This window comes from Azospirillum halopraeferens DSM 3675 (genome assembly GCF_000429625.1).
Taxonomy (GTDB): Bacteria; Pseudomonadota; Alphaproteobacteria; order Azospirillales; family Azospirillaceae; genus Azospirillum; species Azospirillum halopraeferens.
Window position 1 is genome coordinate 94,761 of sequence record NZ_KE386930.1, and the last position, 20,154, is coordinate 114,914.

Here is a 20,154-nt window from a genome sequence, read left to right on the forward strand (position 1 = left end):
CCATGAGCATCACCGTTGGACCCGATCCAGACCATCCGCACGGTGGGCATGCCGTCCTGACCGTGGCCGGGACGGTGGTGACCGGCCCCGTCAATCTGTCCGTCTTCGACCTGTTCTCCGACCGCCACCTCGGCCCGAAGGGCTGGCAGGCGGCACCCGTTGCCCTGGGTCCCTACAACCCGCAGGTCGTCGGCGATGCGCTGCTGGTGCGCGTGGGTCCGGAAGTCGTCGATCATATCGAGGCCTTCACGACGGTGCGGCTCACCGTCGGGACCGTGACGACGGACCTGGCTTGGCCCGATACGGTGCGCATGTCGCCGCGACGGGCGGGCCTCGGCGGCATCCATGTGGCACCGGACACGCCACCGGCACCCCCGCCGCCACCCCCGCCGCCGCCGCCACCCCCGCCGCCGCCACCCCCGCCGCCGCCGCCACCGCCCGAGCCATCGCCCGAGCCACCGCCTGAACCCGATCCCCGTACCGAAGGGCGCCCCGGCTCCCGCCGGTGGCTGATCCCGGTCGGTCTCTCGGCCGTTGCGGCGGCGGTTGCGGCCATGCTGTGGTGGGGGTCGGTGCCGGTGCCGCCCGACGAGCCCGTGGGCGCGGTCGCGCAGGACGTTCCGCCGGTCGATGCGCCGGCGCCATGCAGCGCCGCACGGCTGACGTCGGCCGTGGCCATGGCGCCGGCCGACGGCTTTGCCATTGTCGCCGCTTGCGGCGCGGAAGGCGATGTCGAGTTGCGTTTCCGGGCTATCGCCGCCGCGGCTGACGCCGGTGTCGGGGAAGCCATCGCCATGCTCGGCCGCTGGTGGGATCCCGCGGAAGCCGCTGCCGTCGGCTCCGGATACTCCAGGCCGGATCCGTCTCAGGCCGTCCGCTACTACCGCGACGCCGTGGCGGCCGGATTTGCACCGGCGGAAGCCCTGCTGCGCCGCGCCTGCGGCGCTCTCAACCCCACCGCCGATCCGATTCACGAAAGCGCCCGCGACCTCTACTGCCGGTAACTCCGACGATATCCAGCCAGGAGCCTTGCCATGTTCGCCGTGACCAGACTGTGCATCGCCGCGGCATTCGTCAGCGTTCTGTCCGGTCTTTTGTGGCCGGCGCCGTCAGAAGCGCAGAATCGCCGGCCCCTGCTCATGGAAGGCCGCCAGACCGTATTCCAGCGCGTGCTGACCCGGCCTCTGGCTACACTGCACGCATCCCGGGGCGGCCCGGTCCGGAATCAGTTCTCCCCCTTCGAACCGCTTTACGTCTACGGGCGTGACGGGGAGTGGCTGGAGGTGGGCCGTTCGATGTTCCGCGGTCCTACGGGCTGGGTGAAGGCGGAGCAGGTGGTCCCCTGGCGTCAGAACATTGTGGCCGCCTTTACCAACCCCGCCGGTCGCCAGAGGAACCTCTTCTTCGCAAGTCGCGACTCCCTGGAGGCGGTGCTGAACAGCGAATCCAGCACCGCGTTGGCCCGGCGGTACCAATCCGCGGCCGTTTCCGGTCGCCCTTTGCCGGAGAGCGGTGTCGTCGCCGTGGAGCCGGCCGAACACGTCGACATCCGCAGCCGGTTCTATCTGCTTCCGATCCTCGAGTTTTCCGAGGATTTCCATCCCATGACCTCCGATCCGTTCCTGAAGCTGCGGGTCGCTTCGTTGCCCCTGCGCGACAGCGGGGCCAATCGCGGGGGGGCTTCCGACGCGATGGCCGGCTTCGACGTCGGCGTGGTGTTCGTGATCGACACCACTCTGTCCATGGACCCTTACATTGCCGAAACGCTGAACCAGGTACGGTCCATCGTCAACCGCATCGGCCAGACGGACCTCGCCGGCCGCGTGCATTTCGGCCTGTGGGGCTTTCGCGACAATCCGGCCGCGGCGCCCGGCCTGGAATACCGCACCCGCGAATACCTGCCATTGGCGCGTCGCAACGGATTCGATCCGATCGTTCAGGCGCTGTCCTCCATGGAAGCGACCCGCGTCAACAGCCCGGGCTTCCCGGAAGACAGCGTTGCCGGTGTCGAGGATGCGGTTGAGCGCGTGAACTGGGCGCCCGACGGCCGCCCCTTCGGCGGGCGCTACATTCTATTGATCACGGATGCGGGTCCCAAGCCGTTCGGCGACAGCAATGCCCGCTCCGATCTCGATACGGCCTCCCTGCAGCCCCGTGCGCGCGAACGCGGCATTGCCGTGATGACGCTCCACCTCAAGACGCCGGCCGGGCGCGCCAACCATGCCACGGCCGAAAAAGCGTACCGCACCCTCTCGCGCTTTGACGAGGCCACCTTCTATTACCCCATAGAGAACGGCGATCGGGAAGCCTTCGGCCGTCAGGTGCGCGCGTTCGTCGAGGGGTTCACCAACCATGTCCGTGCGGCGATGGGGCGGCCCCCTGAGCCGACCGGCACCGCGGATCCCGATCTCGACCGGCTGGGGCATGCCATGCGCCTTGCCTATCTCGGGCAGCAGGCCGGCACCGCGGCGCCGTCGGTGTTCGAAAGCTGGGTTTCGGACAAGGCCATCGAAGACGGACGCATCAGCGCCCTTCAACCGCGTCTGCTGATCACGAAGAACGAACTCTCCACCATGCGCAACGTGCTTCGCACGGTTCTGGATGTCGCGGAGCGCAGCCAGGGCCAAACCGATCAGGTGGGATTCTTCAACCAGATCAAAGACGCCATGGTGAGGATGTCGCAAAATCCCGACACGCTGGTCAATGCGGACTTCAACACCCTCGGCGGTGCATTCGGAGAAATTCTCGCCGATCTTCCGTACCGATCCGAGATCATGGAGATTACCGAGTCGCGCTGGGCGAATTCGAGTACGTTGCAACGCGAAATCCTCGACCGGCTGCGCGCCCGACTGCTGCTGTACGAGCGCTGGCATGATGATCCGGCCAACTGGACGCGGCTTTCCGACGAGGCTCCCGATGGCGAGCACGTCTTTGCAATGCCCTTCTCCGCTCTTCCCTGAGGCCCGGCAATGCGCCTGGTCATTCAGGGGTTGGTCAAGACGATGCATGACGCGGGGCGGCGTTTCACCCTGGTGGTCCCCCGGTTCAGCATGGCCGTCGGCGAAACGGTCGCCCTGGTCGGCCCATCGGGATCCGGCAAGACCACACTGCTCGAACTCCTCGGGCTGGTGTCGGAACCGAGCCGGGTAACGGCGTTCCGATTGGAAGGGGATGGTGAAGCCGTGGACATCGCCGCGTTATGGCAGCGCCGGCGGCGGGCCGCGCTGGCGCGGTTGCGGTCGCGGCGTTTCGGCTTTGTGCTGCAGGCCGGCGGTTTGTTTCCCTTTCTCTCGGCGAATGCGAACGCGAGCCTGCCCCTGCACCTGTTCGGAGCACCCGATCCTGTCCACCTCGCAACGCTCATGGCCCGCGTGGGCCTGGAAGACGTGGCCGCCCTGCGCCCGGCAAAGCTCTCCATCGGCCAGAGACAGCGTGTGGCCATTGTGCGCGCCCTCGTCCATCGGCCCGCTTTCGTGATCGCCGACGAACCGACGTCGGCGCTCGATCCGGATACAGCGGATTCCGTTCTGTCCCTGCTGCTGGATACGGCGGCCGAGCAGAAGACCGGCGTCATCCTGTCGTCCCACAATATCGGGCTGATCGAACGCCACAATCTGCGTCGTATCGAACTGGCGCGCTGGTCCGGCGAAGCCGATCACTACGTCAGCGCCCTGGGTGCCGCATGAGACTGGCCCGGTTCGCCCTCACCGATTTGCTGAACGAGCGGGTGCACCTGGCCTGCGCGATGGCCATGATCATGGGCGTCATGGTGCCGCTCATGATTTTGCTCGGCGTCAAGACGGGAGTGTTCGCGGCGCTGATGGACGATCTGCGGGCCGACAGGGACATCCTGCGCATCACCATTCCCGGAGACCATCCGTTTTCGATAGCGGATGCGGATGAGGTCCGTGGCTGGCCGGAAACCGGTTTCGTGGTCGTCAACACCCGCTCCATTGCCCGCCGGCTCAACGTGAAGCGTCAGGACGGGAACCGGATGCGCGGCGTCAGCCTCGTGCCGACCGGGCCGGCAGATCCGCTGCTGCCATCGGGGCAACGGCTGACCGGGTTGGACGTCGCGGCCAGCGCCGGACTGGCCGCCCAGCTCGGTCTTGAACCCGGCCATCGTCTGGTGTCCGTCATCGGACGCGGCGACCCCGTCAACGAGCGTCTGACGATCTCGCTGACCGTGGCGGCGGTGCTGCCGCGCGTCGCGCTGGAGGGAGAGGCACTGCTGATGGATCCCGAAACCATGGATGGGATCGAGGCCTTCTATGACGGGTACGCACTGCCTCAATGGGGGCTTGGTACCGGCCGCCCCCTCCACGAACGCGTGGTGGAGTACGAAAGCCTGCGTCTGTACGCGCGTGACCTGCACGATGTGGCCGTGCTGGAGGCGCGGTTGCGTGACCGTTTCGATATCCCGGCCAACTCCAGGGCGGCTCACGTTGCCGGGCTGCTGAGGCTTGGACGCAATCTTGACCTGGCGCTTTCCCTCGTCGCCTCCGCCGCGTTGGGCGGTCTGTTCGCCGCCCTGCTTTCCAGTTTCTGGGGGGTGGTGCAGCGCAAGCGGCTGATGCTGGCCACCCTTGGCCTGGTCGGCGTGACGCCGATGGGACTCGCCGCCGTGCCGGTGGTGCAGGCCGCCGCCACGGCGCTGGCGGGTGCCGCGGCATCGCTGATCATGTTCGCGCTGTTCGCAACCGTTGCGGAGGCTCTGTTCGCCGACGCTCTCCCCGCGGGTGCGTCCGTGATCCGCATGCCCGCTGGAACTCTCGTGATGCTGACGCTCGGTGTCGTCCTTCTCGCGGTATCGGCGGCCTTCGTCGCCGCTCGGGCAGCGGCACACATCGACCCTGCGATCGTCATTCGGGAGGGACAAGCGTGAAACACGCCTGCTTTGCATTGGCCGCGTTATGGGCATTACCGGCAGCGGCGGAGACCATCACCTGGGACAAAAAGATGTTCGACCCGGCCGGCGGGGCCGACCTGGTGCTTCCCATGCCGTGCGGCGGTGCGATGGCGTTTCAGCGGGTCATCACCCCGGTTGCCCCGGACGATCCGCTGGCGGACCGGCGGGTGCATCTTGGCGTGGGGCAACCGGAAACCGGCTATGCCGACTACACGCGCCTGGACCATCTGCGCGGCGGGTTCACCGACGCCGGCAAGGGCGAAACCTGGTTTTATATAGCCCGCTACGAGTTGACGCGCCAGCAAGCCAAGGCGCTGCGCGGAGACTGTGCCCCCCCGGACCAGCGGGGAATCGCGCCCGAGACGGGGATGAGCTGGTACGACGCCGTGGATCTATCGCGCCGGTTTTCCGAATGGCTGCGTCAGAAGGCGCCGGAGTCCCTGCCAAAGGAAGAAGGCGTTCCCGGGTTCATTCGATTGCCCACGGAAACCGAATGGGAATACGCCGCCCGCGGCGGGGCAAAGGTGTCGCCCACAGAGTTTCAGGGGCGCCGCTATCCGATGACGGGCGCCCTGCGCGACCACGCCTGGCATCAGGGCGCCGACAGCGCGCGGGGGCAATTCCGGCCGGTTGGGCGCCTCGCACCCAACCCCCTTGGTCTGTACGACATCTACGGCAATGCCGAGGAGCTGATCCTGGAGCCGTTCCGCATCAACAATGTCGGCCGGCTCGGCGGGCAGGCGGGCGGCGTTCTCACCCGCGGCGGGTCGATCTTCTCGGACGCAGAGGCGATCTACAGCGCCCAACGCCAGGAATGGTCGCCTTTCGACGCTGCCACCGGCAAAGCCCAGGCGCAGGACACGTTCGGTGCACGCTTTGTCCTGGCAACGCACGTGACCCTGACCCTGGAGCGCATCAACAACATCCGATCGATCTGGATCGCCCGCAGCAGCGCCAATCCGGACGTGGAGATCGACCCGCTTCGCCGCATCACCGGCCTGATCGATGACGAAACCCAACCGGAACGCCGCGCTTCCCTGGAAGCGGTCCGCGGGGACTTCGTAAGTGCCGAGCGCTTGCGCAACGAGGCGCGCCTGGAGGCACTCAAGGCAACTCTGTTCGGCGGTGCAGTGCTGATCGCGGCATTGATGGACATCGAGGATCAACTGGTTCGCATCTCCAAACTTCTCAAGGAAATGGAGACGGCAAAGGCAGAATCGCTGGCTGCCAACGATGCCAACGACGTCGCCTTTTACACGGAACAGGTCGATGTCATCAAAGGGCGGATCACCACGTTTCGCGAATCCCGAAAGTTGAGTGTGCTCAGCTTCGAACGGCAGCTTGTCGCCGCCGCAAGCCCGGACCACGCCGCGATCTTGCGTCGCCAGGCACGGGACGTGCTTGACCTGGAATTGGCAACCGCGGGGCTCACGAACATGCGTCCACTGGTACAGCGCTTTGCCAGCGTTGCCGACACCTATGCGGCGCGACCGGATCGATCGATCGACGACATGGTGAGATCAGCCATCCTTCCGTAGATGTCAAGTGGAGGACCTCATGCATACCATCCAAGCCTCGAGGATAGCCGCAATGACAACCAACAGCGTATTTGGCAGACCCGTACTTATAAGCTTACTCGCAGCGAGCCTGATCATCGGCGGCTGCGCGAGCAGTCGTGACGGGTCGACGCCCAATATCTTCTCTGATATTTCTGCAGCATTCGAAGACGACGACCCGACTTTGTTGCCGGAACAAAGGGCGTTGCGCCGCCAGCAGCGTGAGTATTCCGAAGCCCGTTTGACGTCGGCGGCGGTCGGGGCGGCGGGCGGTGCCCTCGCAGGGGCCGTCATCGGTGCGGCCCTCGGCGGAGGCCGAGGGGCGGCCACCGGTGCCGCCGTGGGGCTCCTTGCGGGGGGTACCGCCGGATACATCGGTGGCACCTATCTGACGCGGGATCATCAATCCTTCACGGTGTCGCGCGACACGCTGCAAAACGACATCGACGCCGCCAAGGCGGAAACCGAGAAAATGCGGAGCAACGTGCAGGTTGCCGAAGTGGCCCTTGCCGCGCAGCGCACGGAGATCAACCGCCTCAACGCCAGTCTGCGTGCCCGTCAGATCAGCGAAGAGGCTGCTCGTCAGAAGCTTCAGACTGCCGCCGCCGATGTCGCAGCCATCCGGGCGCTCGCCGAAGAAAGCGAACGCCGCAACGTCAAGTTGGCAGAATCCGCGGCACGGTATCGTCAAGCCGGACTGCCCACCGGTCAGCTTGATAGCGAAATCGCCAGGCAGAAGGCGGAGGCTGCCAAGCTGCGGAATCTTGAACGGCAACTGGTCGAAGCCATTAATCGCACGCCGGCCAACGTACGTCCGGTGACTTGATAGCGCGGAAGGTCGGAAGACGCCGCGCGATCCATTGCTTCGGCGGCGCTTCTTTTTCATTTCTTTATGGAAAAAGGACTGCGGCGTGCAAAAGCCAGCTATTGTATCTGCATTGGCTTTCGCTCTGATGGTGAGCGGAGCCTGCACCCAAACCACAAGCAACTCCTGTGCGGGAGCCAATGCTCCGATCACCTTCAGCAATTTGCTCAGCAATTCGCTGGCAAACAACTATGACAAGTGCCTGGACACGATGCGCGAGGATCTTGCGATCCTGCGCCTGCAGGCCCGGGCGATGGAGGCCAAGGCCGAGGAACTGCGTCGGGATGCGTCACGGCTGTCCGGCGAACGGGCGCGCAGTGCGGCGCGTCTGGCCGAGGTGAATCAACGTCACGCCGGAATCCTCTCGGAATTGAATGCCACCAACGCGCAGCGTGTGGTGGAGCGAGGCCAACTGGAAGCGCTGTTGGCGGAGGAAAAGCGACTGCGGGAAGACATCGACCGTATGAACGCCAGCGGCGGCGCCACGGAAGCACAGGCGGCCGCCAAGGCACGCGAGCAGGATCGTTTGCGCAGATCGGTTCGCGCCGTCGTGGGGGCATCCTGATCCATGCCGGGCTTTTCCTGAAACGCCTGCTTCCCGGGCACACGAGACACCGCGACATTCCGCCGAGATGACGCCGGCTACCAACGGAAATGCCACATGAACGCAATCATCGGCCGATCGATAAGCCTTGTCTTGCTTGTTGCACTCGGCGTGTTCCCCTGCAACGTGTCGGCGAGAGATGATGATGAGACGGCCGACGCCGAGCTCGGCAAGGTCGAGTTCGCCCTTAGCTGTGGCGCACGGTTCGGAGTGATTGAAGATGTGAAGGTGTTGCTGCGCAATGTCGACAGCAGCGGGTATGTCGTCCTAAAAGGAAAGTATCTCCAAAGACTTTCCATTGGCGGTCGATTCGGCCCTTTCGATCAAAGCGGGGGATCGGAATATACCGGGACTTTTGTTGCCATTTTTGACCAGGAGAGAAACGTCAGAAAAGTTTCATGGAACATCAGCATGCGATCCGGAGATGTTCCGGCGCGATGCCTTGACCGGTAAAATCCACATATTGAGAGACGGAGAATACATGATTGGACGTTGCTTGTTTATCTTGGTGGCAATCGTCTTTTCCGTGGCGGCTGCGGGATCACACCCGGCGACGGCGAATGGCGTCGTTTTGATTGCCTCGGACAGCCACCGTGTCGAAGCGCTGCAGAGTTGCCACAAGGACTGCACGCGTGTTCGCACTGCCGATGTCAAAGCCTGTCAGAAGATCACGGACAGTTCCCGTAGGGATCAGTGCATCGGAAGGGCAAACAAGGATGAAGACCAGTGTGATCGGCAATGCGAGAAGAAGTATGGAAAGAAGTAATAACTCCCTGACCTGATCGAGAAAGCCGGTGCGGAGCGAGCGCGGCAAAGCAAACGGCAGGCGAGCGCCGATTTCGGTGCTCCGATCCTGTTGACGCATGCGGTTGCCTTCTCGAACTGCGTACGCCATCAGGGGAGCAAGGGGGTGGGGCGCGTCCGATCGAATTCGACAGGGTGCGGCCGGGAAATGATCGCTTCCATCATTTTCCGTCCGTACGACGCGTGACCCCGACCATCGGCCCGGACCATGGACCGCTTTTTGAAGGCCGTCGGCCCGCGACGCGCAGTCGGCTGCAAAGCCGTGAATGCCGTCATCTCCACTCTATGATCGATGTCACCGCCGTCGTTTCCGGGGCGCTGACTCATGCCGGCATGTCCAAGCCACGAGGGCAGGGGCGGGCAATCCGCCATACCGCCAGCCGGGTGGCAACATTGTTGCCATAGTGACAATCATCCTGCCATTCTGCCGTAACGCTGATGTCCACAATTGTTGTAAGCATCAGCGGATGTCTTCAGGAACCGCCCGGATTCCAGCGCCTTAGACATCGGCCGCCGCTTTGGCACGGCGCTTGTATGTCAGTGGCGTGACGCGGGAGACCGGCAGCGGGCCGGCAAGGGAAAGGACGGTCATGGCGGAGGGCGAGCGCATCCTGGTGCTGGGCATCGGCAACATCCTGTGGGCCGACGAGGGGTTCGGCGTGCGCGCGGTGGAGCGGCTGCGCGACGGCTGGGACCTGCCGGCACGGGTCACCGTGCTGGACGGCGGCACCCAGGGGCTCTACCTGCTGCCCCACCTGGAGGAGGCGGACGCTCTCATCATCGTCGACGCCATCGACTACGGGCTGGAGCCGGGGACCCTGCGGGTGTTCCGCGACGGCGACGTGCCCGCCTTCCTCGGCGCCAGGAAGATGAGCCTGCACCAGACCGGGTTCCAGGAGGTGCTGGCCAGCGCCCGGCTGCTCGGCCGCTGCCCCGACCGGCTGGTGCTGGTGGGCGTGCAGCCCCGCACGCTGGACGATTACGGCGGCGGGCTGACGCCGCCGGTGGCGGCGCAGGTCGGTCCCGCGGTGGATCTGGTGCTGCGCCTGCTGGCCGAGGAGTTCGCCGTTGCCGCCACCCCGCGCGCCGCCGCGCCGGAGACGGCGGACCCCGTATCCCGCGACGCCTACGAGGCCGGCCGGCCGAGCGCCGAGGCGGCCTGCCGCGTCGGCGACGCCCGCGTTCTGTCCGGCGCCTGCGGCGGTTGAGGGGGGCGGCATGTGCATCGGCATTCCCCTGCGGCTGACCGCCGTCGACGGCGTGGTCGGCCGGTGCGAGGACGGCTCCGCCATCGACCTGTCGCTGTTGCCGGAGGCGCGGCCGGGCGACTGGGTGCTGGGCTTCCTCGGCACCGCCCGCCGTGCCCTCGACGCGGCGGAGGCGCACCTCATCCGCGAGGCGCTGGACGCCGTGGCCGCCGCCATGCGCGGCGAGCCCTGCCACCTCACCGGCCCCGCCGCCGGCGGCCCGACCCTTCCCCCCCACCTGGAGGCGGCCCGCGCCGCCGGACGTACGGAGGCATGACGCCGATGGCTGCCACGGTTGCCGCCGCTCCTCCCGCCCTGCCCGCCGCCGTCGGACGGCTGGTCCGCGACCTCGGCTACCCGCTGCTGGAGGCGGACGACGCCCCCTGGCGCGACGACTCCGCCCCCTGGGTGGTCTTCCTGCCCGGCCACGGCCGGGGCAACGCCGAAACCGCCGACATTGCGGTCATCCTGCCCGAACTGCTGGCCACCGTCGGCGGCGCCCTGCGCCCGGCGGTGGCGGGGGCCGCGGCGGAGCGCGCGCTGGTGGAACGGGCCGGCGGCCTGGCCCTGCCGGCGCTGATGATCCTGCGCGGCGACGCCGTTCTGGACAGCATTCCCCGCGTGCGCGACTGGGGCGATTACCGCGCCCGCATCGCCGCCATCCTCCGCTGAGGCCCGCCATGACGGCAATCAACGCCACGTTCCGTCCCCCCGTCGGCTTCGGCCCCGGCACACAGCCGGAGGCCGGCGAGGAGGGGCTCGCCTACCTGCCCATGCCGTCGGGCATGCGCACCTACGAGCCGCACGTCCCCACCCTGGCCGACGCGGCGGCGGTGGCGCTGTTGGAGCGCATCCGCGACGCCCTGACCGCCTGGCGGCCGGGGGAGGAGACGCGCGTCCCCCTCGACGGCGTCGCCGCCGATGTGCTGGCGCCCCTGGACGAGGCGCTGGGGGAGGGGGAGGTGTCGGTGCTGGTGGACACCGCCGGCGCCCGTCTGGAGATCCAGGAGGCGGCGCTGGCCGGCGTCTGGCGGGTGCGCGCCGTGGACGGCGCCGCGCCGCCGCGCCACGCGGTGCTGATCGGCGCCTTCCCGCGGGTCGCCGTCAACCGCGCCTTCACTCCCGCTCCGGCGGCTCCCGCCACCGCCCCGGCGGCGGGGCTGATGAACGCCCTGCCGATCCTGGCGGAACTGACGGACCGCAGCGCCGCCCGGCGGCCGGGCGCGCCGGCGCACGCCGTCAACTTCAGCCTGCTGCCCCACACGCCGGAGGACCTGGCGTTCCTGGAGGCGCGGCTGGGCCGCGGCGCCACCACCATCCTGTCGCGCGGCTACGGCAACTGCCGCGTCACCGCCACGGCGACGCCGCACGTGTGGTGGGTGCGCTACTACAACTCGGTCGACACGCTGATCCTGGACACGGTGGAGGTGACGGACGTTCCCGCCGTGGTCTGCGCCGCGCCGGAGGACATCGCCGACAGCGCCGAACGGCTGACCGACATCCTGGCGGCCCTGGCTGCGGAGGCGCGGCCATGACCGCGCCGCCGACCGCCCGCTTCGAGGGCTCCTACCTCGGCGACGCGTCGCGCATCGCCGCCACGGCGCGCATGGAATGCAAGATCTGCTGGCACGTCTACGACCCGGCGCAGGGCTGCGACGTCTGGCAGGTGCCGCCCGGCACGCCCTTCGCCGCCCTGCCGGCGGAGTGGCGCTGCCCCGTCTGCGACGGCGAGCGGACGCAGTTCATGACGCTCGACCCCGGCACCCCCGCCGCGCCGGCGGCGGTGGTGCCGGCACCGGCCGGCGCGGCGGGCGCCGATCCGGCAGCGCCCGAGCGGCGGCTGGAGGCGGCGTTCCGCGAGATCCACCTGGCCCAGATGCGCGGCGTGCCCATCGTCAACGAGGCCCTGTCGGTCCGCGCCGTCGGCTTCCGGCCATGGCAGGGGCGCCGGCTGGGGGCGCTGGTGACGCCCTGGTTCCTCAACCTGGTGCTGCTGCCCGGTGCGGAGGACGACTGGTCGGACCTGCGCGCCGGCACCAAGGAGCTGATCGACTTCCCCTCCGGCCTCTACGAGTTCGTGCACGCGGTGCGGCCGGACGTGGGGCCGTACAAGGCGTGCTCCCTGTTCTCGCCGATGTTCGAGTTCACCACCATGCTCCACGCCACCGAGACGGCGGCCGCCGCCGTGGTCGCCCTGTTCGACCCGTCCCTGCGCGAGGACGCCGCGGCGCCACCGCCCGAACCGGCACCGCCCGCACGCCCCGACCGGCGCGCCCTGCTGCTGGGCGGCGGCGGTGCCCGGGCGTCGCGCGGATGAGGCGATCCCATGCATGAGATGGCGCTGTGCGAGAGCCTGCTGCAGGCGATGGAGGAGGCGGCCGGCGCCAACGACTTCCGCCGGGTGCGTCGGGTGCGGCTGGAGATCGGCCGCTTCGCCGGCGTCGAGGTGGAGGCGCTGCGCTTCGGCTTCGACGTGGTGACCCGCGGCAGCCTGGCGGAGGGGGCGGAGCTGGTGGTGCTGGAGACGCCGGGCGAAGCCTGGTGCTTCGGCTGCGAGGCCACGGTGCCGCTGGACCACCGTCTCGATCCCTGCCCGCGCTGCGGCGGCGAACGGCTGGTGGCGACCGGCGGAACCGGCATGACGATCAAGGACCTGGAGGTGGAGTGATGTGCGCGGTGTGCGGATGCCCGGTGGCCACGGACCACCATCACGGCCATGGCCATGGCCACCATCATGATCACGACCACGATCATGACCACCATCACGATCATGACCACCATCACGATTATGATCACTCCCATGATCATGATCACGGGCACGATCACGGGCACGGCCATCACCACGCCCACGCGCCGGGGCTGACGCCGGCGCGCATGGTGGAGATCGAGCGCGGCATCCTCGCCAAGAACGACGCCTACGCCGCCGACAACCGGGCGCTGTTCGCGCGCGCCGGCATCACCGCGGTCAACATGCTGTCCAGCCCCGGATCGGGCAAGACGACGCTGCTGGTCGCCACCCTGCGCGCCCTGGCCGGGGCGCGGCCGGTGGCGGTGATCGAGGGCGACCAGCAGACCGCCAACGACGCCGAGCGCATCCGCGCCACCGGCACCCCGGCGGTGCAGATCAACACCGGCAAGGGCTGCCACCTGGACGCCCACATGGTGGGCCATGCGCTGGAACGGCTGCCGCTGCCCCTTGGCGGGCTGCTGTTCGTGGAGAACGTCGGCAACCTCGTGTGCCCCGCCGGCTTCGACCTGGGGGAGGGGCGCCGCGTCGTCCTGCTGTCGGTCACGGAAGGGGAGGACAAGCCGCTGAAGTACCCGGACGTCTTCGCCACCGCCGACCTCGTGCTGATCACCAAGACCGACCTGGCGCCGCACCTGGACGTGGACTGGGCGGCGATGGAGGCGGCGCTGGACCGGGTCAACCCGCGGGCCGCACGGCTGCGGGTGTCGGCCCGCACCGGGGAGGGGCTGGACGCCTGGCTCGCCTGGCTGGGCGAGGGCTGAACGCCATGGCCGCCGCCCGCCCCGCCATCCTGGTGGTCGACGACGAACCGCGGTCCGTGGAGGTGATCGCCCGCCTGCTGGACGAGGAGTTCGACGTCCACACCGCCCTGTCGGCCGCTGACGGGCTGCGCATCCTGGAGAACGAGCCGGTGGAGGTGATCTTCTCCGACCAGCGCATGCCCGAGATGAGCGGGGTGGAATTCCTGACCCGGGTGCGCGAGCGCTGGCCGGACGTGGTGCGCGTGGTCATCACCGGCTACATCGACCCCGAGGACATCATCGCCGCCGTCAACACCGCGGGCATCCACCAGTTCATCACCAAGCCCTGGCACCCCGACCACCTGCTGCTGACCGCGCGCAACGGCGCCCGCCTGTACCGTCTTCAGCGCGAGCACGAGCGGCTGTCGCTGGAGCTGAAGGCGCTGCCACCGGTGGTCGAGGGCCGGGTCGCGGCGCGGCGGGAGCGGGTGCGCTCGCGCTACGAGTTCGACGCGATGGTGCGCGCACCCGGCAGCCCGCTCGACGACGTCTGCCGCAAGGCGGCGCAGGTGGCGCCCTTCAACGTGCCGGTGCTGATCCTGGGGGAGACCGGCACGGGCAAGGAGCTGCTGGCCCGCGGCGTCCATTACGGCGGCCCGCGCGCCGACCGGCCCTTCTTCGCCGAGAACTGCGGCGCCATCCCCGACGAGCTGCTGGAAAGCGAACTGTTCGGCCACCGCAAGGGCGCCTTCACCGGCGCCTACAGCCACCGCACCGGCCTGCTGGAGCAGGCGGACGGCGGCACGGTGCTGCTGGACGAGATCGGCGACATCTCCCCGGCCTTCCAGGTGAAGCTGCTGCGCTTCCTCCAGGAAGGGGAGATCCGCCCGGTCGGCGCCAACGAGACGCGGACCGTGGACGTGCGCGTCATCGCCGCCACCCACCGCGACCTGCTGGCCGAGGTGCGCGCCGGCCGCTTCCGCGAGGACCTCTATTACCGGCTCAGCGCCATGGTGCTGACCATGCCGCCGCTGCGCGAACGCCCGGCCGACATCCCGGTGCTGGCCCGCCACCTGCTGGTCCACCTGGGCGCCGCCCACGGCAAGCCGATGACCGACTTCGCCCCCGACGCGCTGGCCTGCCTGCAAGCCTACGACTGGCCGGGCAACGTGCGGGAAATGCAGAACGAGATCCTGCGCATGATCGTGCTGTGCCGGGGCGACCGCCCCGACGCCGCGCTTTTGTCGGATCACGTCCTGCGCGGCGCCGCGGCCAACGCCACGGAGCGCCGGACCCCGTCGGGCGACGGCGGCGCCATGATGGAGGCGCTGGCCGCCGGCGGCCCCCTGAAGGCGCGCATCGAGCGGATCGAGGCCGGCATCCTCATGGAGACGCTGGTGCGCTGCCGCTGGAACAAGAGCCGCGCCGCCGACGAGCTGGGCCTGTCGCGCATGGGCCTGCGCGCCAAGCTGGAACGCTACGGCATCGAGCGCGGCGGCCCCGGCGCCGGGCGCACCCACTGACGGAGGACCCTTTCATGTGCCTGGGCATACCCGGCCGCATCGTCGCCATCGTCGACGCCGCCGCCGGCCTGGCGACGGTGGACGTCTCCGGCGTCCGCCGGACGGTGGACGTGCAGTGCGTTGCCGAACCGGGCGGCACCCCCGACCAACTGGTGGGCCGCTGGGTGCTGGTGCACGTGGGCTTCGCGCTCAGCATCATCGACGAAGAGGAGGCGCGGGCCACCCTGGAGGTGCTCGCCGCCATCGGCGAGGCGGAGGTCGAGATCGCCGCCATCCGGGCGTCCATCGAGCCCTCCCCGGCACCGTCGGTGGCGCCGTGACCGCCGCCGCGGACGCCCTGGCCGCCCTCTACCCCGACGACGACGGGGCGGACGGCGGCGACGGCGCCGACGCCCTGCTGGCGTCGGTGCGGCGCAAGGCCGACGACCATCTGGCGGTGGTCCGCGCCTTCATCGACGGGGAGGCGGCGGGCCTGCTGCGCGCCGCCGGGCTCATCGCCGACGCCTACGCCCGCGGCGGCCAGGTGCTGACCATGGGCAACGGCGGCTCGTCCTGCGACGCCGCCCATCTCGCGGTGGAGTTCGTGCACCCCGTGACCACCGGCCGCCCGGCGCTGCCCGCCGTCGACCTGGGCGCCGACACCGCCATGCTGACGGCGGTGGGCAACGACGTCGGCTTCGACCATGTCTTCGTGCGCCAGGTGCTGGCCCGCGGGCGGCCCGGCGACGCGCTGGTCGGCTTCTCCACCAGCGGCAACTCCGCCAACCTGCTGGCCGCCTTCGACACGGCGCGCCGGCGCGGCATCGTCACCATCGGCTTCACCGGCGGCGACGGCGGCGCCATGGCGCGGGCGGTGGACGTCTGCCTGGTGGTGCCCACCCGGTCCATCCACCGGGTGCAGGAGGTGCATCTGCTCGCCTACCACATCCTGTGGGATCTCGTTCACACCCGGCTCGCCGGCCGGCGCCCGGCGCCGCCGCAGGAGGCCACGCCATGACGTCCGTTACCGACCCCGCCGCGTCCGCCGGATCCGGCGATCCCACGGCGCCCTTCCATGACCGCGACACCGGCCGCCGCCTGATCGGCCGCATCGCCGGGCAGCTCGACCGGCTGGGCGCCGACGCGGACCGGCCGGTGCGCCTGATGGAGGTGTGCGGCGGCCACACCCACGCGATCTTCCGCCATGGCCTGGCCGGGGTGCTGCCGGCGGGGGTGGAGTTCCTGCACGGGCCGGGCTGTCCGGTGTGCGTGCTGCCCATGGGGCGCATCGACGACTGCATCGCCATCGCCGGGGACCCGCGGGTGATCTTCACCACCTTCGGCGACGCCATGCGCGTTCCGGGGTCGCGCAAGACCCTGCTGCAGGCCAAGGCGGACGGGGCGGACATCCGCATGGTCTACTCGCCCCTCGACGCGCTGGAGCTGGCGCGCCGCCATCCCGACCGCGAGGTGGTGTTCTTCGGCCTGGGTTTCGAGACGACCATGCCCGCCACCGCCCTGACCGTGCTGCGGGCGGAGCGCGAGGGGATCGCCAACTTCTCGCTGTTCTGCAACCACATCACCATCGTGCCGACGATCCGGGCGGTGCTCGACAGCCCCGGCATGACGGTGGACGGCTTCATCGGCCCCGGCCACGTCAGCATGATCATCGGCCTGCGCCCCTACCGCTTCATCGCCGAGCGCTACCGCCGCCCCCTGGTGGTCGCCGGGTTCGAGCCGCTGGACGTGCTCCAGGCGGTGTCCATGCTGCTGGAGCAGATCGCCCGCGGCGCGGCGGCGGTCGCCAACCAGTACGCCCGCATCGTGCCGGAGGACGGCAACCCCGCCGCCCTGGAGGCCATCGCCGCGGTGTTCGAACTGCGCGAGTTCTTCGAGTGGCGGGGGCTGGGCAGCATCGACCGCTCGGGCGTGCGGGTGCGCGAGCGCTACGCCCGCTTCGACGCCGAACGGCGGTTCGCCGTGCAGGGCGTCACCGTCGTGGATCCCACCGCCTGCCAGTGCGGCGAGGTGCTGAAGGGCGTGCTCAAGCCCTGGCAGTGCAAGCTGTTCGGCACCGCCTGCACGCCGGAAACCCCGGTCGGCGCCCTGATGGTGTCGTCGGAGGGGGCGTGCGCCGCGTATCGCCAGTACGGCGGCCTGCGGGGTGCGGCATGACCGCCCGGCGCCGGCTGTCCGCCGCCACCGTCACCCTGGCGCACGGCGGCGGCGGCACCGCCATGCGCGACCTGGTGGAGGACGTGTTTCTCGCCGCCTTCGACGACGCCGGGGCGGTCCCGGCGGCGGCCGAGGATCAGGCCCGTCTGCCGCTGGCCGATCTGGTCGCGCGGGGCGACCGGCTGGCCTTCACCACGGACAGCTTCGTCGTCGATCCCCTGTTCTTCCCCGGCGGCGACATCGGCCGACTGGCGGTGTGCGGCACGGTCAACGACCTGGCGGTCGGCGGTGCGGTGCCGGTCGCCCTGTCCTGCGCCGTGGTGATCGAGGAGGGGCTGCCGGTGGAGACGCTGCGCCGCGTCGCCGCGTCCCTGGCGGCGACGGCGCGCGAAGCCGGGGTGCGCGTGGTCACCGGCGACACCAAGGTCGTGGCGCGGGGGGCCTGCGACAAGCTGTTCATCACCACCAGCGGCGTCGGCGTCATCCGCGCCGGTTTGAATCCCGGCATCGACCGGGCGCGGCCGGGCGACCGGGTGCTGGTCAGCGGCCATTCGGGCGACCACGGCGCCGCCATCCTGGCGGCCCGCGGCGAGCTGGCGGTGTCGGTGCCGGTGGACAGCGATTGCGCGCCGCTGACCGGCGTCATCACCGCGCTGCTGGAGGCGGCCCCCGGCACCCGGCTGATCCGCGACGCCACCCGCGGCGGCGTCGCCGCCGTGCTCAACGAGCTGGCCGAGGCATCGCGGGCCGGCGTGCGCGTCGTCGAGGAGTCCATCCCCGTCCGCCCCGAGGTGCGCGGCCTGTGCGACCTGCTGGGCCTCGACCCGCTGTACCTGGGCAACGAGGGGGTGATCGTGGCGGTGCTGCCGCCGGACCAGGCGGAGGCCGGGCTGGCCGCCGTGCGCGCCCACCCGCTCGGGCGCGCCGCCGCGCTGGTTGGCACCGTCACCGACGATCCGCGGATGCGTGTGGTGATGGAGACGCCCTTCGGCGGCACCCGCCTCGTCGACCGGCCGGTCGGCGACCCGCTGCCGCGCATCTGCTGACCGGCGCCGGGGGGCGCCTATCGAGGTGACGACACGGAAATGCAGTGCCAGGGCCAAGCCATTCTGCCGGGGATAGGCTGCCAAGCGCATCAACATGGCCGAGACGGTTACCGTGCCGGCGCGGATCGAGGTCGTCAGCCGCAGCAACTCCTCCCGGTGGGTTGCCAAGTGTTCGACATCGATGGCGCTGTTGATCAGAGGCCGGAGCGTCGGCGGGGCCTCATCCCCCAGGAAGAGGTAAAGCCGGTGGTCCTTGAGATCGCGGACGGCGACGGGCAGCGCGTTCTCTTCGCGCCAGGCGTTGAAGGTCGGTCCCGGCACCAGGCAGGACTCGAAGTCGCGGAACTGGCAGCTTCCCTCGACCCAGACGTCGCCGACGTGTAGCCGGTCGCGCGGCTCCGAGAGGGCGCAGATCTCGTAAGCCTTCCGATCGATCACCCCGCCGGACATGACCAAGCGGCGCCAGGACCGGCGGATAAAGCCGGTCGGCGGCTTGGCCGGCAAGGCTGCACTTGCCCGAGGCGTGCATGGCCCGCAGCACCTCCAGCGCCCGCAGGAGCGACAACCGCGGGGCCGTCCTTGAACTGGAACGCGCCCGGCAGTGTTGGCGCGACGACGCAGATGGTGGGGTACCGTCCCAGCAGATCAGCCTGCGGGTCTGTGGTGTCCGGCCGCGCCAGCATCTCGGCGTCGGCGACGCTGGCCACGAACTTGTACCAGCCGATGCTTTTGTCCAGCGCCTCGAATGGGTCTCGGCCGCCTTCGCGCGCATTGATCAGCGCGGCAGGCGGCGACCAGAGTCCGGAGCTAGCCCTGCGTCTCTTTGAACGACTTCAGGGTCTTCTCCGCTGTGCGGTTCTCCGCACGGCGACCAAGCGAAACCATGAGCTTGTCGAACATGCCGAGCACCGTGTCGGTCAGCGTCGTCTCCGTTCGGATTGCCGTCGCGGCCAACAGCGCATGCCGGCGAACCCGGGACAGGTCGCGGATGTGATGCACGGTCATGCGCACGCCTTCGGCCGCCAGCCGCTCGAACGCCACCTCAGGCGCCTGTCCCTGCACGGATCGGTCGATGGCAAGGCGGTGCAACGCTTCGAGGCGGTCCACGACCGAGACCAGGTTGCGCGGCGCCGGCGACTGGGGCGCCATTTCCGCTCATGATCCGCTCAGGGCGATCATAGCTCCTTTTCGCTACAGTGCCTCGTTGCCATCAGCCGCATTCAGCTAACCTCAGTCCTCACCATCATCGTCCAGAGCCATCTGCCCGGTAGCTGCAACGGCAACATGGCGGCCAGAGTAAAAATTGAATAGCCACATTGTTGCTTTGGGATCGTCGTCCACTCGTAAGACTGAGTACTCGAATGCCGTTCCCACCTGCCGGATCTGACCGGCGCTGAAAACCTCACGCATTTCCGCATCAAGTTCCTGCATATAATGTGTGGATATTGGAGTATCATGGGATAGCACTGTCCGGAATTCATGATAGTACAAACCGCGAGCTATCCGCGCGATGGTGCGGTCGTGAGTGTTCACATCCCAACGGATGACTGGCACCTTACCAAGAACCTCACCATCCGGGCGCTTAACGATGGCCGTTCGTGCGCCTTCCGCCAGTTCGCGCTGGAAACGCTGGTTCTTCTGAAGTCCTGGAAGAGCCAGTGCCTGCCAGAACAGCTTCGTTTCCGCGCTGCCGGCGCCCACCTTGATCGTGCCCCGGCACGTGGTGTACGAGCGAAGGGGTTGGTCATCGCTCTCCGGCGGGTTGAGCCGGGTCAGGTTGCCACGGCGGACAACCTGGAAACGTCATTATGCCCCAGTGGCGTCATGGTCTCCAAGCTCATGTAGCGGCGGCTGGCCGCCCACTCATCATTTTGCTCCAGCAGGATGGCCCCTCCCAATCGGAAGATCGCCGCTTCATTGGGGAAGATGACGACGACATCGGTGCGCCGCTTGAACT

Annotated in this window: 25 protein-coding genes and 2 pseudogenes; 22 read left to right on the plus strand and 5 right to left on the minus strand. The window is 68.9% G+C overall.

Features of this window, described 5'->3' with window-relative positions; all coding sequences use genetic code 11:
* Window positions 1–2: 2 nt before the first annotated feature.
* From G472_RS39915 to G472_RS39300, 8 genes are all read left to right on the plus strand, one after another.
* A complete protein-coding gene (locus G472_RS39915) occupies window positions 3–1,004 on the plus strand; it encodes a hypothetical protein (protein WP_051341613.1) in 1,002 nt (333 codons plus the stop codon).
* Window positions 1,005–1,034: 30 nt separating this feature from the next.
* Complete coding sequence (locus G472_RS0129815) at window positions 1,035–2,960, plus strand: vWA domain-containing protein (RefSeq protein WP_051341618.1); 1,926 nt, start codon at window positions 1,035–1,037, stop codon at window positions 2,958–2,960.
* Window positions 2,961–2,969: 9 nt separating this feature from the next.
* On the plus strand, window positions 2,970–3,686 hold the full coding sequence (locus G472_RS0129820; RefSeq protein WP_029011318.1) for an ABC transporter ATP-binding protein: 717 nt from the start codon (window positions 2,970–2,972) through the stop codon (window positions 3,684–3,686).
* Window positions 3,683–4,885 (plus strand): hypothetical protein, encoded by a 1,203-nt coding sequence (locus tag G472_RS0129825; protein ID WP_029011319.1) that lies wholly within the window; start codon window positions 3,683–3,685, stop codon window positions 4,883–4,885. Before G472_RS0129820 ends, G472_RS0129825 begins: the two co-directional genes overlap by 4 nt.
* Window positions 4,882–6,447, plus strand: a complete 1,566-nt coding sequence (locus tag G472_RS36500) for a formylglycine-generating enzyme family protein (RefSeq protein ID WP_156927306.1) — start codon at window positions 4,882–4,884, stop codon at window positions 6,445–6,447. The genes G472_RS0129825 and G472_RS36500 overlap by 4 nt, the downstream gene beginning before the upstream one ends.
* Window positions 6,448–6,499: 52 nt before the next feature.
* Entirely contained in the window at window positions 6,500–7,291 is a 792-nt protein-coding gene (locus G472_RS0129835; RefSeq protein ID WP_156927307.1) for a hypothetical protein, read from the plus strand.
* A gap of 85 nt (window positions 7,292–7,376) precedes the next feature.
* Window positions 7,377–7,895, plus strand: a complete 519-nt coding sequence (locus G472_RS0129840) for a hypothetical protein (RefSeq protein ID WP_156927308.1) — start codon at window positions 7,377–7,379, stop codon at window positions 7,893–7,895.
* Window positions 7,896–7,991: 96 nt separating this feature from the next.
* Window positions 7,992–8,387 carry a hypothetical protein gene (locus G472_RS39300; RefSeq protein ID WP_156927309.1) on the plus strand — a complete coding sequence of 132 codons (396 nt, stop codon included), beginning with the start codon at window positions 7,992–7,994 and terminating at the stop codon, window positions 8,385–8,387.
* Window positions 8,388–8,475: 88 nt separating this feature from the next.
* Here the strand turns inward: G472_RS39300 and G472_RS39305 are convergent, their stop codons facing one another.
* Window positions 8,476–8,799, minus strand: coding sequence for a hypothetical protein (locus G472_RS39305; RefSeq protein ID WP_156927310.1), 324 nt, complete (start codon window positions 8,797–8,799; stop codon window positions 8,476–8,478).
* A 529-nt stretch (window positions 8,800–9,328) separates the two neighbouring features.
* On the opposite strand from G472_RS39305, the gene G472_RS0129845 reads away from it, so the two are divergent.
* The 13 genes and pseudogenes from G472_RS0129845 to hypE all read left to right on the plus strand — a co-directional run bounded on the left by G472_RS0129845 (window position 9,329) and on the right by hypE (window position 18,197).
* Window positions 9,329–9,946 (plus strand): HyaD/HybD family hydrogenase maturation endopeptidase, encoded by a 618-nt coding sequence (locus tag G472_RS0129845; protein ID WP_029011322.1) that lies wholly within the window; start codon window positions 9,329–9,331, stop codon window positions 9,944–9,946.
* 10 nt (window positions 9,947–9,956) lie between these two features.
* Window positions 9,957–10,262 carry a HypC/HybG/HupF family hydrogenase formation chaperone gene (locus G472_RS0129850; protein ID WP_029011323.1) on the plus strand — a complete coding sequence of 102 codons (306 nt, stop codon included), beginning with the start codon at window positions 9,957–9,959 and terminating at the stop codon, window positions 10,260–10,262.
* Between the two features lie 5 nt (window positions 10,263–10,267).
* On the plus strand, window positions 10,268–10,657 hold the full coding sequence (locus G472_RS0129855; RefSeq protein WP_245593627.1) for a thioredoxin domain-containing protein: 390 nt from the start codon (window positions 10,268–10,270) through the stop codon (window positions 10,655–10,657).
* An 8-nt stretch (window positions 10,658–10,665) separates the two neighbouring features.
* Window positions 10,666–11,520, plus strand: coding sequence for a hydrogenase expression/formation protein (locus G472_RS0129860; RefSeq protein ID WP_029011325.1), 855 nt, complete (start codon window positions 10,666–10,668; stop codon window positions 11,518–11,520).
* A complete protein-coding gene (gene hybE / locus G472_RS0129865; protein WP_029011326.1) occupies window positions 11,517–12,302 on the plus strand; it encodes a [NiFe]-hydrogenase assembly chaperone HybE in 786 nt (261 codons plus the stop codon). The genes G472_RS0129860 and hybE overlap by 4 nt, the downstream gene beginning before the upstream one ends.
* A gap of 9 nt (window positions 12,303–12,311) precedes the next feature.
* Window positions 12,312–12,653 carry a hydrogenase maturation nickel metallochaperone HypA gene (gene hypA, locus G472_RS0129870; RefSeq protein ID WP_029011327.1) on the plus strand — a complete coding sequence of 114 codons (342 nt, stop codon included), beginning with the start codon at window positions 12,312–12,314 and terminating at the stop codon, window positions 12,651–12,653.
* Window positions 12,653–12,802 (plus strand): annotated as a pseudogene (locus G472_RS40765) (hypothetical protein); the annotation flags it as partial. The gene hypA and the pseudogene G472_RS40765, both read left to right, overlap by 1 nt.
* 57 nt (window positions 12,803–12,859) lie before the next feature.
* Window positions 12,860–13,495 carry a hydrogenase nickel incorporation protein HypB gene (gene hypB / locus G472_RS0129875; RefSeq protein ID WP_342667972.1) on the plus strand — a complete coding sequence of 212 codons (636 nt, stop codon included), beginning with the start codon at window positions 12,860–12,862 and terminating at the stop codon, window positions 13,493–13,495.
* 5 nt (window positions 13,496–13,500) lie between these two features.
* The gene (locus tag G472_RS0129880) at window positions 13,501–14,997 is read left to right on the plus strand and encodes a sigma-54-dependent transcriptional regulator (protein WP_029011329.1); all 1,497 of its coding nucleotides are present in this window, start codon (window positions 13,501–13,503) and stop codon (window positions 14,995–14,997) included.
* Window positions 14,998–15,011: 14 nt separating this feature from the next.
* The gene (locus G472_RS0129885; RefSeq protein ID WP_029011330.1) at window positions 15,012–15,317 is read left to right on the plus strand and encodes a HypC/HybG/HupF family hydrogenase formation chaperone; all 306 of its coding nucleotides are present in this window, start codon (window positions 15,012–15,014) and stop codon (window positions 15,315–15,317) included.
* On the plus strand, window positions 15,314–15,994 hold the full coding sequence (locus tag G472_RS0129890) for a D-sedoheptulose-7-phosphate isomerase (protein WP_084536996.1): 681 nt from the start codon (window positions 15,314–15,316) through the stop codon (window positions 15,992–15,994). Before G472_RS0129885 ends, G472_RS0129890 begins: the two co-directional genes overlap by 4 nt.
* Window positions 15,991–17,151 (plus strand): hydrogenase formation protein HypD, encoded by a 1,161-nt coding sequence (hypD, locus tag G472_RS36505; protein WP_084536997.1) that lies wholly within the window; start codon window positions 15,991–15,993, stop codon window positions 17,149–17,151. Before G472_RS0129890 ends, hypD begins: the two co-directional genes overlap by 4 nt.
* Window positions 17,148–18,197, plus strand: coding sequence for a hydrogenase expression/formation protein HypE (gene hypE / locus G472_RS0129900; protein WP_029011332.1), 1,050 nt, complete (start codon window positions 17,148–17,150; stop codon window positions 18,195–18,197). The genes hypD and hypE overlap by 4 nt, the downstream gene beginning before the upstream one ends.
* A 99-nt stretch (window positions 18,198–18,296) precedes the next feature.
* Here hypE and G472_RS40860 read toward each other — a convergent pair.
* Window positions 18,297–18,428, minus strand: a pseudogene (locus G472_RS40860) (hypothetical protein); the annotation flags it as partial.
* Between G472_RS40860 and G472_RS40460 the strand changes: the two are divergent.
* Window positions 18,366–18,581 carry a hypothetical protein gene (locus G472_RS40460; protein ID WP_029011333.1) on the plus strand — a complete coding sequence of 72 codons (216 nt, stop codon included), beginning with the start codon at window positions 18,366–18,368 and terminating at the stop codon, window positions 18,579–18,581. The pseudogene G472_RS40860 and the gene G472_RS40460 sit on opposite strands and share 63 nt — an antisense overlap.
* A 423-nt stretch (window positions 18,582–19,004) precedes the next feature.
* Here G472_RS40460 and G472_RS37805 read toward each other — a convergent pair whose 3' ends face one another.
* The 3 genes from G472_RS37805 to G472_RS0129915 all read right to left on the minus strand — a co-directional run.
* Window positions 19,005–19,346 (minus strand): hypothetical protein, encoded by a 342-nt coding sequence (locus G472_RS37805; protein WP_029011334.1) that lies wholly within the window; start codon window positions 19,344–19,346, stop codon window positions 19,005–19,007.
* Between the two features lie 81 nt (window positions 19,347–19,427).
* Window positions 19,428–19,898: a hypothetical protein gene (locus G472_RS39310; RefSeq protein WP_156927311.1), complete on the minus strand. Its 471-nt coding sequence runs from the start codon at window positions 19,896–19,898 to the stop codon at window positions 19,428–19,430.
* A gap of 71 nt (window positions 19,899–19,969) precedes the next feature.
* On the minus strand, window positions 19,970–20,154 hold a 185-nt coding region (locus tag G472_RS0129915), incomplete at its 5' end, for a transposase (RefSeq protein WP_029011335.1).

What these genes read in the sequence shown, in the direction of transcription:
- G472_RS39915 (WP_051341613.1), top strand. Translation starts at nt 3, where the DNA reads ATGAGCATCACCGTTGGACCCGATCCAGACCATCCGCACGGTGGGCAT.
- G472_RS0129815 (WP_051341618.1), top strand. Translation starts at nt 1,035, where the DNA reads ATGTTCGCCGTGACCAGACTGTGCATCGCCGCGGCATTCGTCAGCGTT.
- G472_RS0129820 (WP_029011318.1), top strand. Translation starts at nt 2,970, where the DNA reads ATGCGCCTGGTCATTCAGGGGTTGGTCAAGACGATGCATGACGCGGGG.
- G472_RS0129825 (WP_029011319.1), top strand. Translation starts at nt 3,683, where the DNA reads ATGAGACTGGCCCGGTTCGCCCTCACCGATTTGCTGAACGAGCGGGTG.
- G472_RS0129835 (WP_156927307.1), top strand. Translation starts at nt 6,500, where the DNA reads ATGACAACCAACAGCGTATTTGGCAGACCCGTACTTATAAGCTTACTC.
- G472_RS39300 (WP_156927309.1), top strand. Translation starts at nt 7,992, where the DNA reads ATGAACGCAATCATCGGCCGATCGATAAGCCTTGTCTTGCTTGTTGCA.
- G472_RS39305 (WP_156927310.1), bottom strand. Translation starts at nt 8,799, where the DNA reads ATGCGTCAACAGGATCGGAGCACCGAAATCGGCGCTCGCCTGCCGTTT.
- G472_RS0129845 (WP_029011322.1), top strand. Translation starts at nt 9,329, where the DNA reads ATGGCGGAGGGCGAGCGCATCCTGGTGCTGGGCATCGGCAACATCCTG.
- G472_RS0129850 (WP_029011323.1), top strand. Translation starts at nt 9,957, where the DNA reads ATGTGCATCGGCATTCCCCTGCGGCTGACCGCCGTCGACGGCGTGGTC.
- G472_RS0129855 (WP_245593627.1), top strand. Translation starts at nt 10,268, where the DNA reads ATGGCTGCCACGGTTGCCGCCGCTCCTCCCGCCCTGCCCGCCGCCGTC.
- G472_RS0129860 (WP_029011325.1), top strand. Translation starts at nt 10,666, where the DNA reads ATGACGGCAATCAACGCCACGTTCCGTCCCCCCGTCGGCTTCGGCCCC.
- hybE (WP_029011326.1), top strand. Translation starts at nt 11,517, where the DNA reads ATGACCGCGCCGCCGACCGCCCGCTTCGAGGGCTCCTACCTCGGCGAC.
- hypA (WP_029011327.1), top strand. Translation starts at nt 12,312, where the DNA reads ATGCATGAGATGGCGCTGTGCGAGAGCCTGCTGCAGGCGATGGAGGAG.
- hypB (WP_342667972.1), top strand. Translation starts at nt 12,860, where the DNA reads ATGGTGGAGATCGAGCGCGGCATCCTCGCCAAGAACGACGCCTACGCC.
- G472_RS0129880 (WP_029011329.1), top strand. Translation starts at nt 13,501, where the DNA reads ATGGCCGCCGCCCGCCCCGCCATCCTGGTGGTCGACGACGAACCGCGG.
- G472_RS0129885 (WP_029011330.1), top strand. Translation starts at nt 15,012, where the DNA reads ATGTGCCTGGGCATACCCGGCCGCATCGTCGCCATCGTCGACGCCGCC.
- hypD (WP_084536997.1), top strand. Translation starts at nt 15,991, where the DNA reads ATGACGTCCGTTACCGACCCCGCCGCGTCCGCCGGATCCGGCGATCCC.
- hypE (WP_029011332.1), top strand. Translation starts at nt 17,148, where the DNA reads ATGACCGCCCGGCGCCGGCTGTCCGCCGCCACCGTCACCCTGGCGCAC.
- G472_RS37805 (WP_029011334.1), bottom strand. Translation starts at nt 19,346, where the DNA reads ATGGCGCCCCAGTCGCCGGCGCCGCGCAACCTGGTCTCGGTCGTGGAC.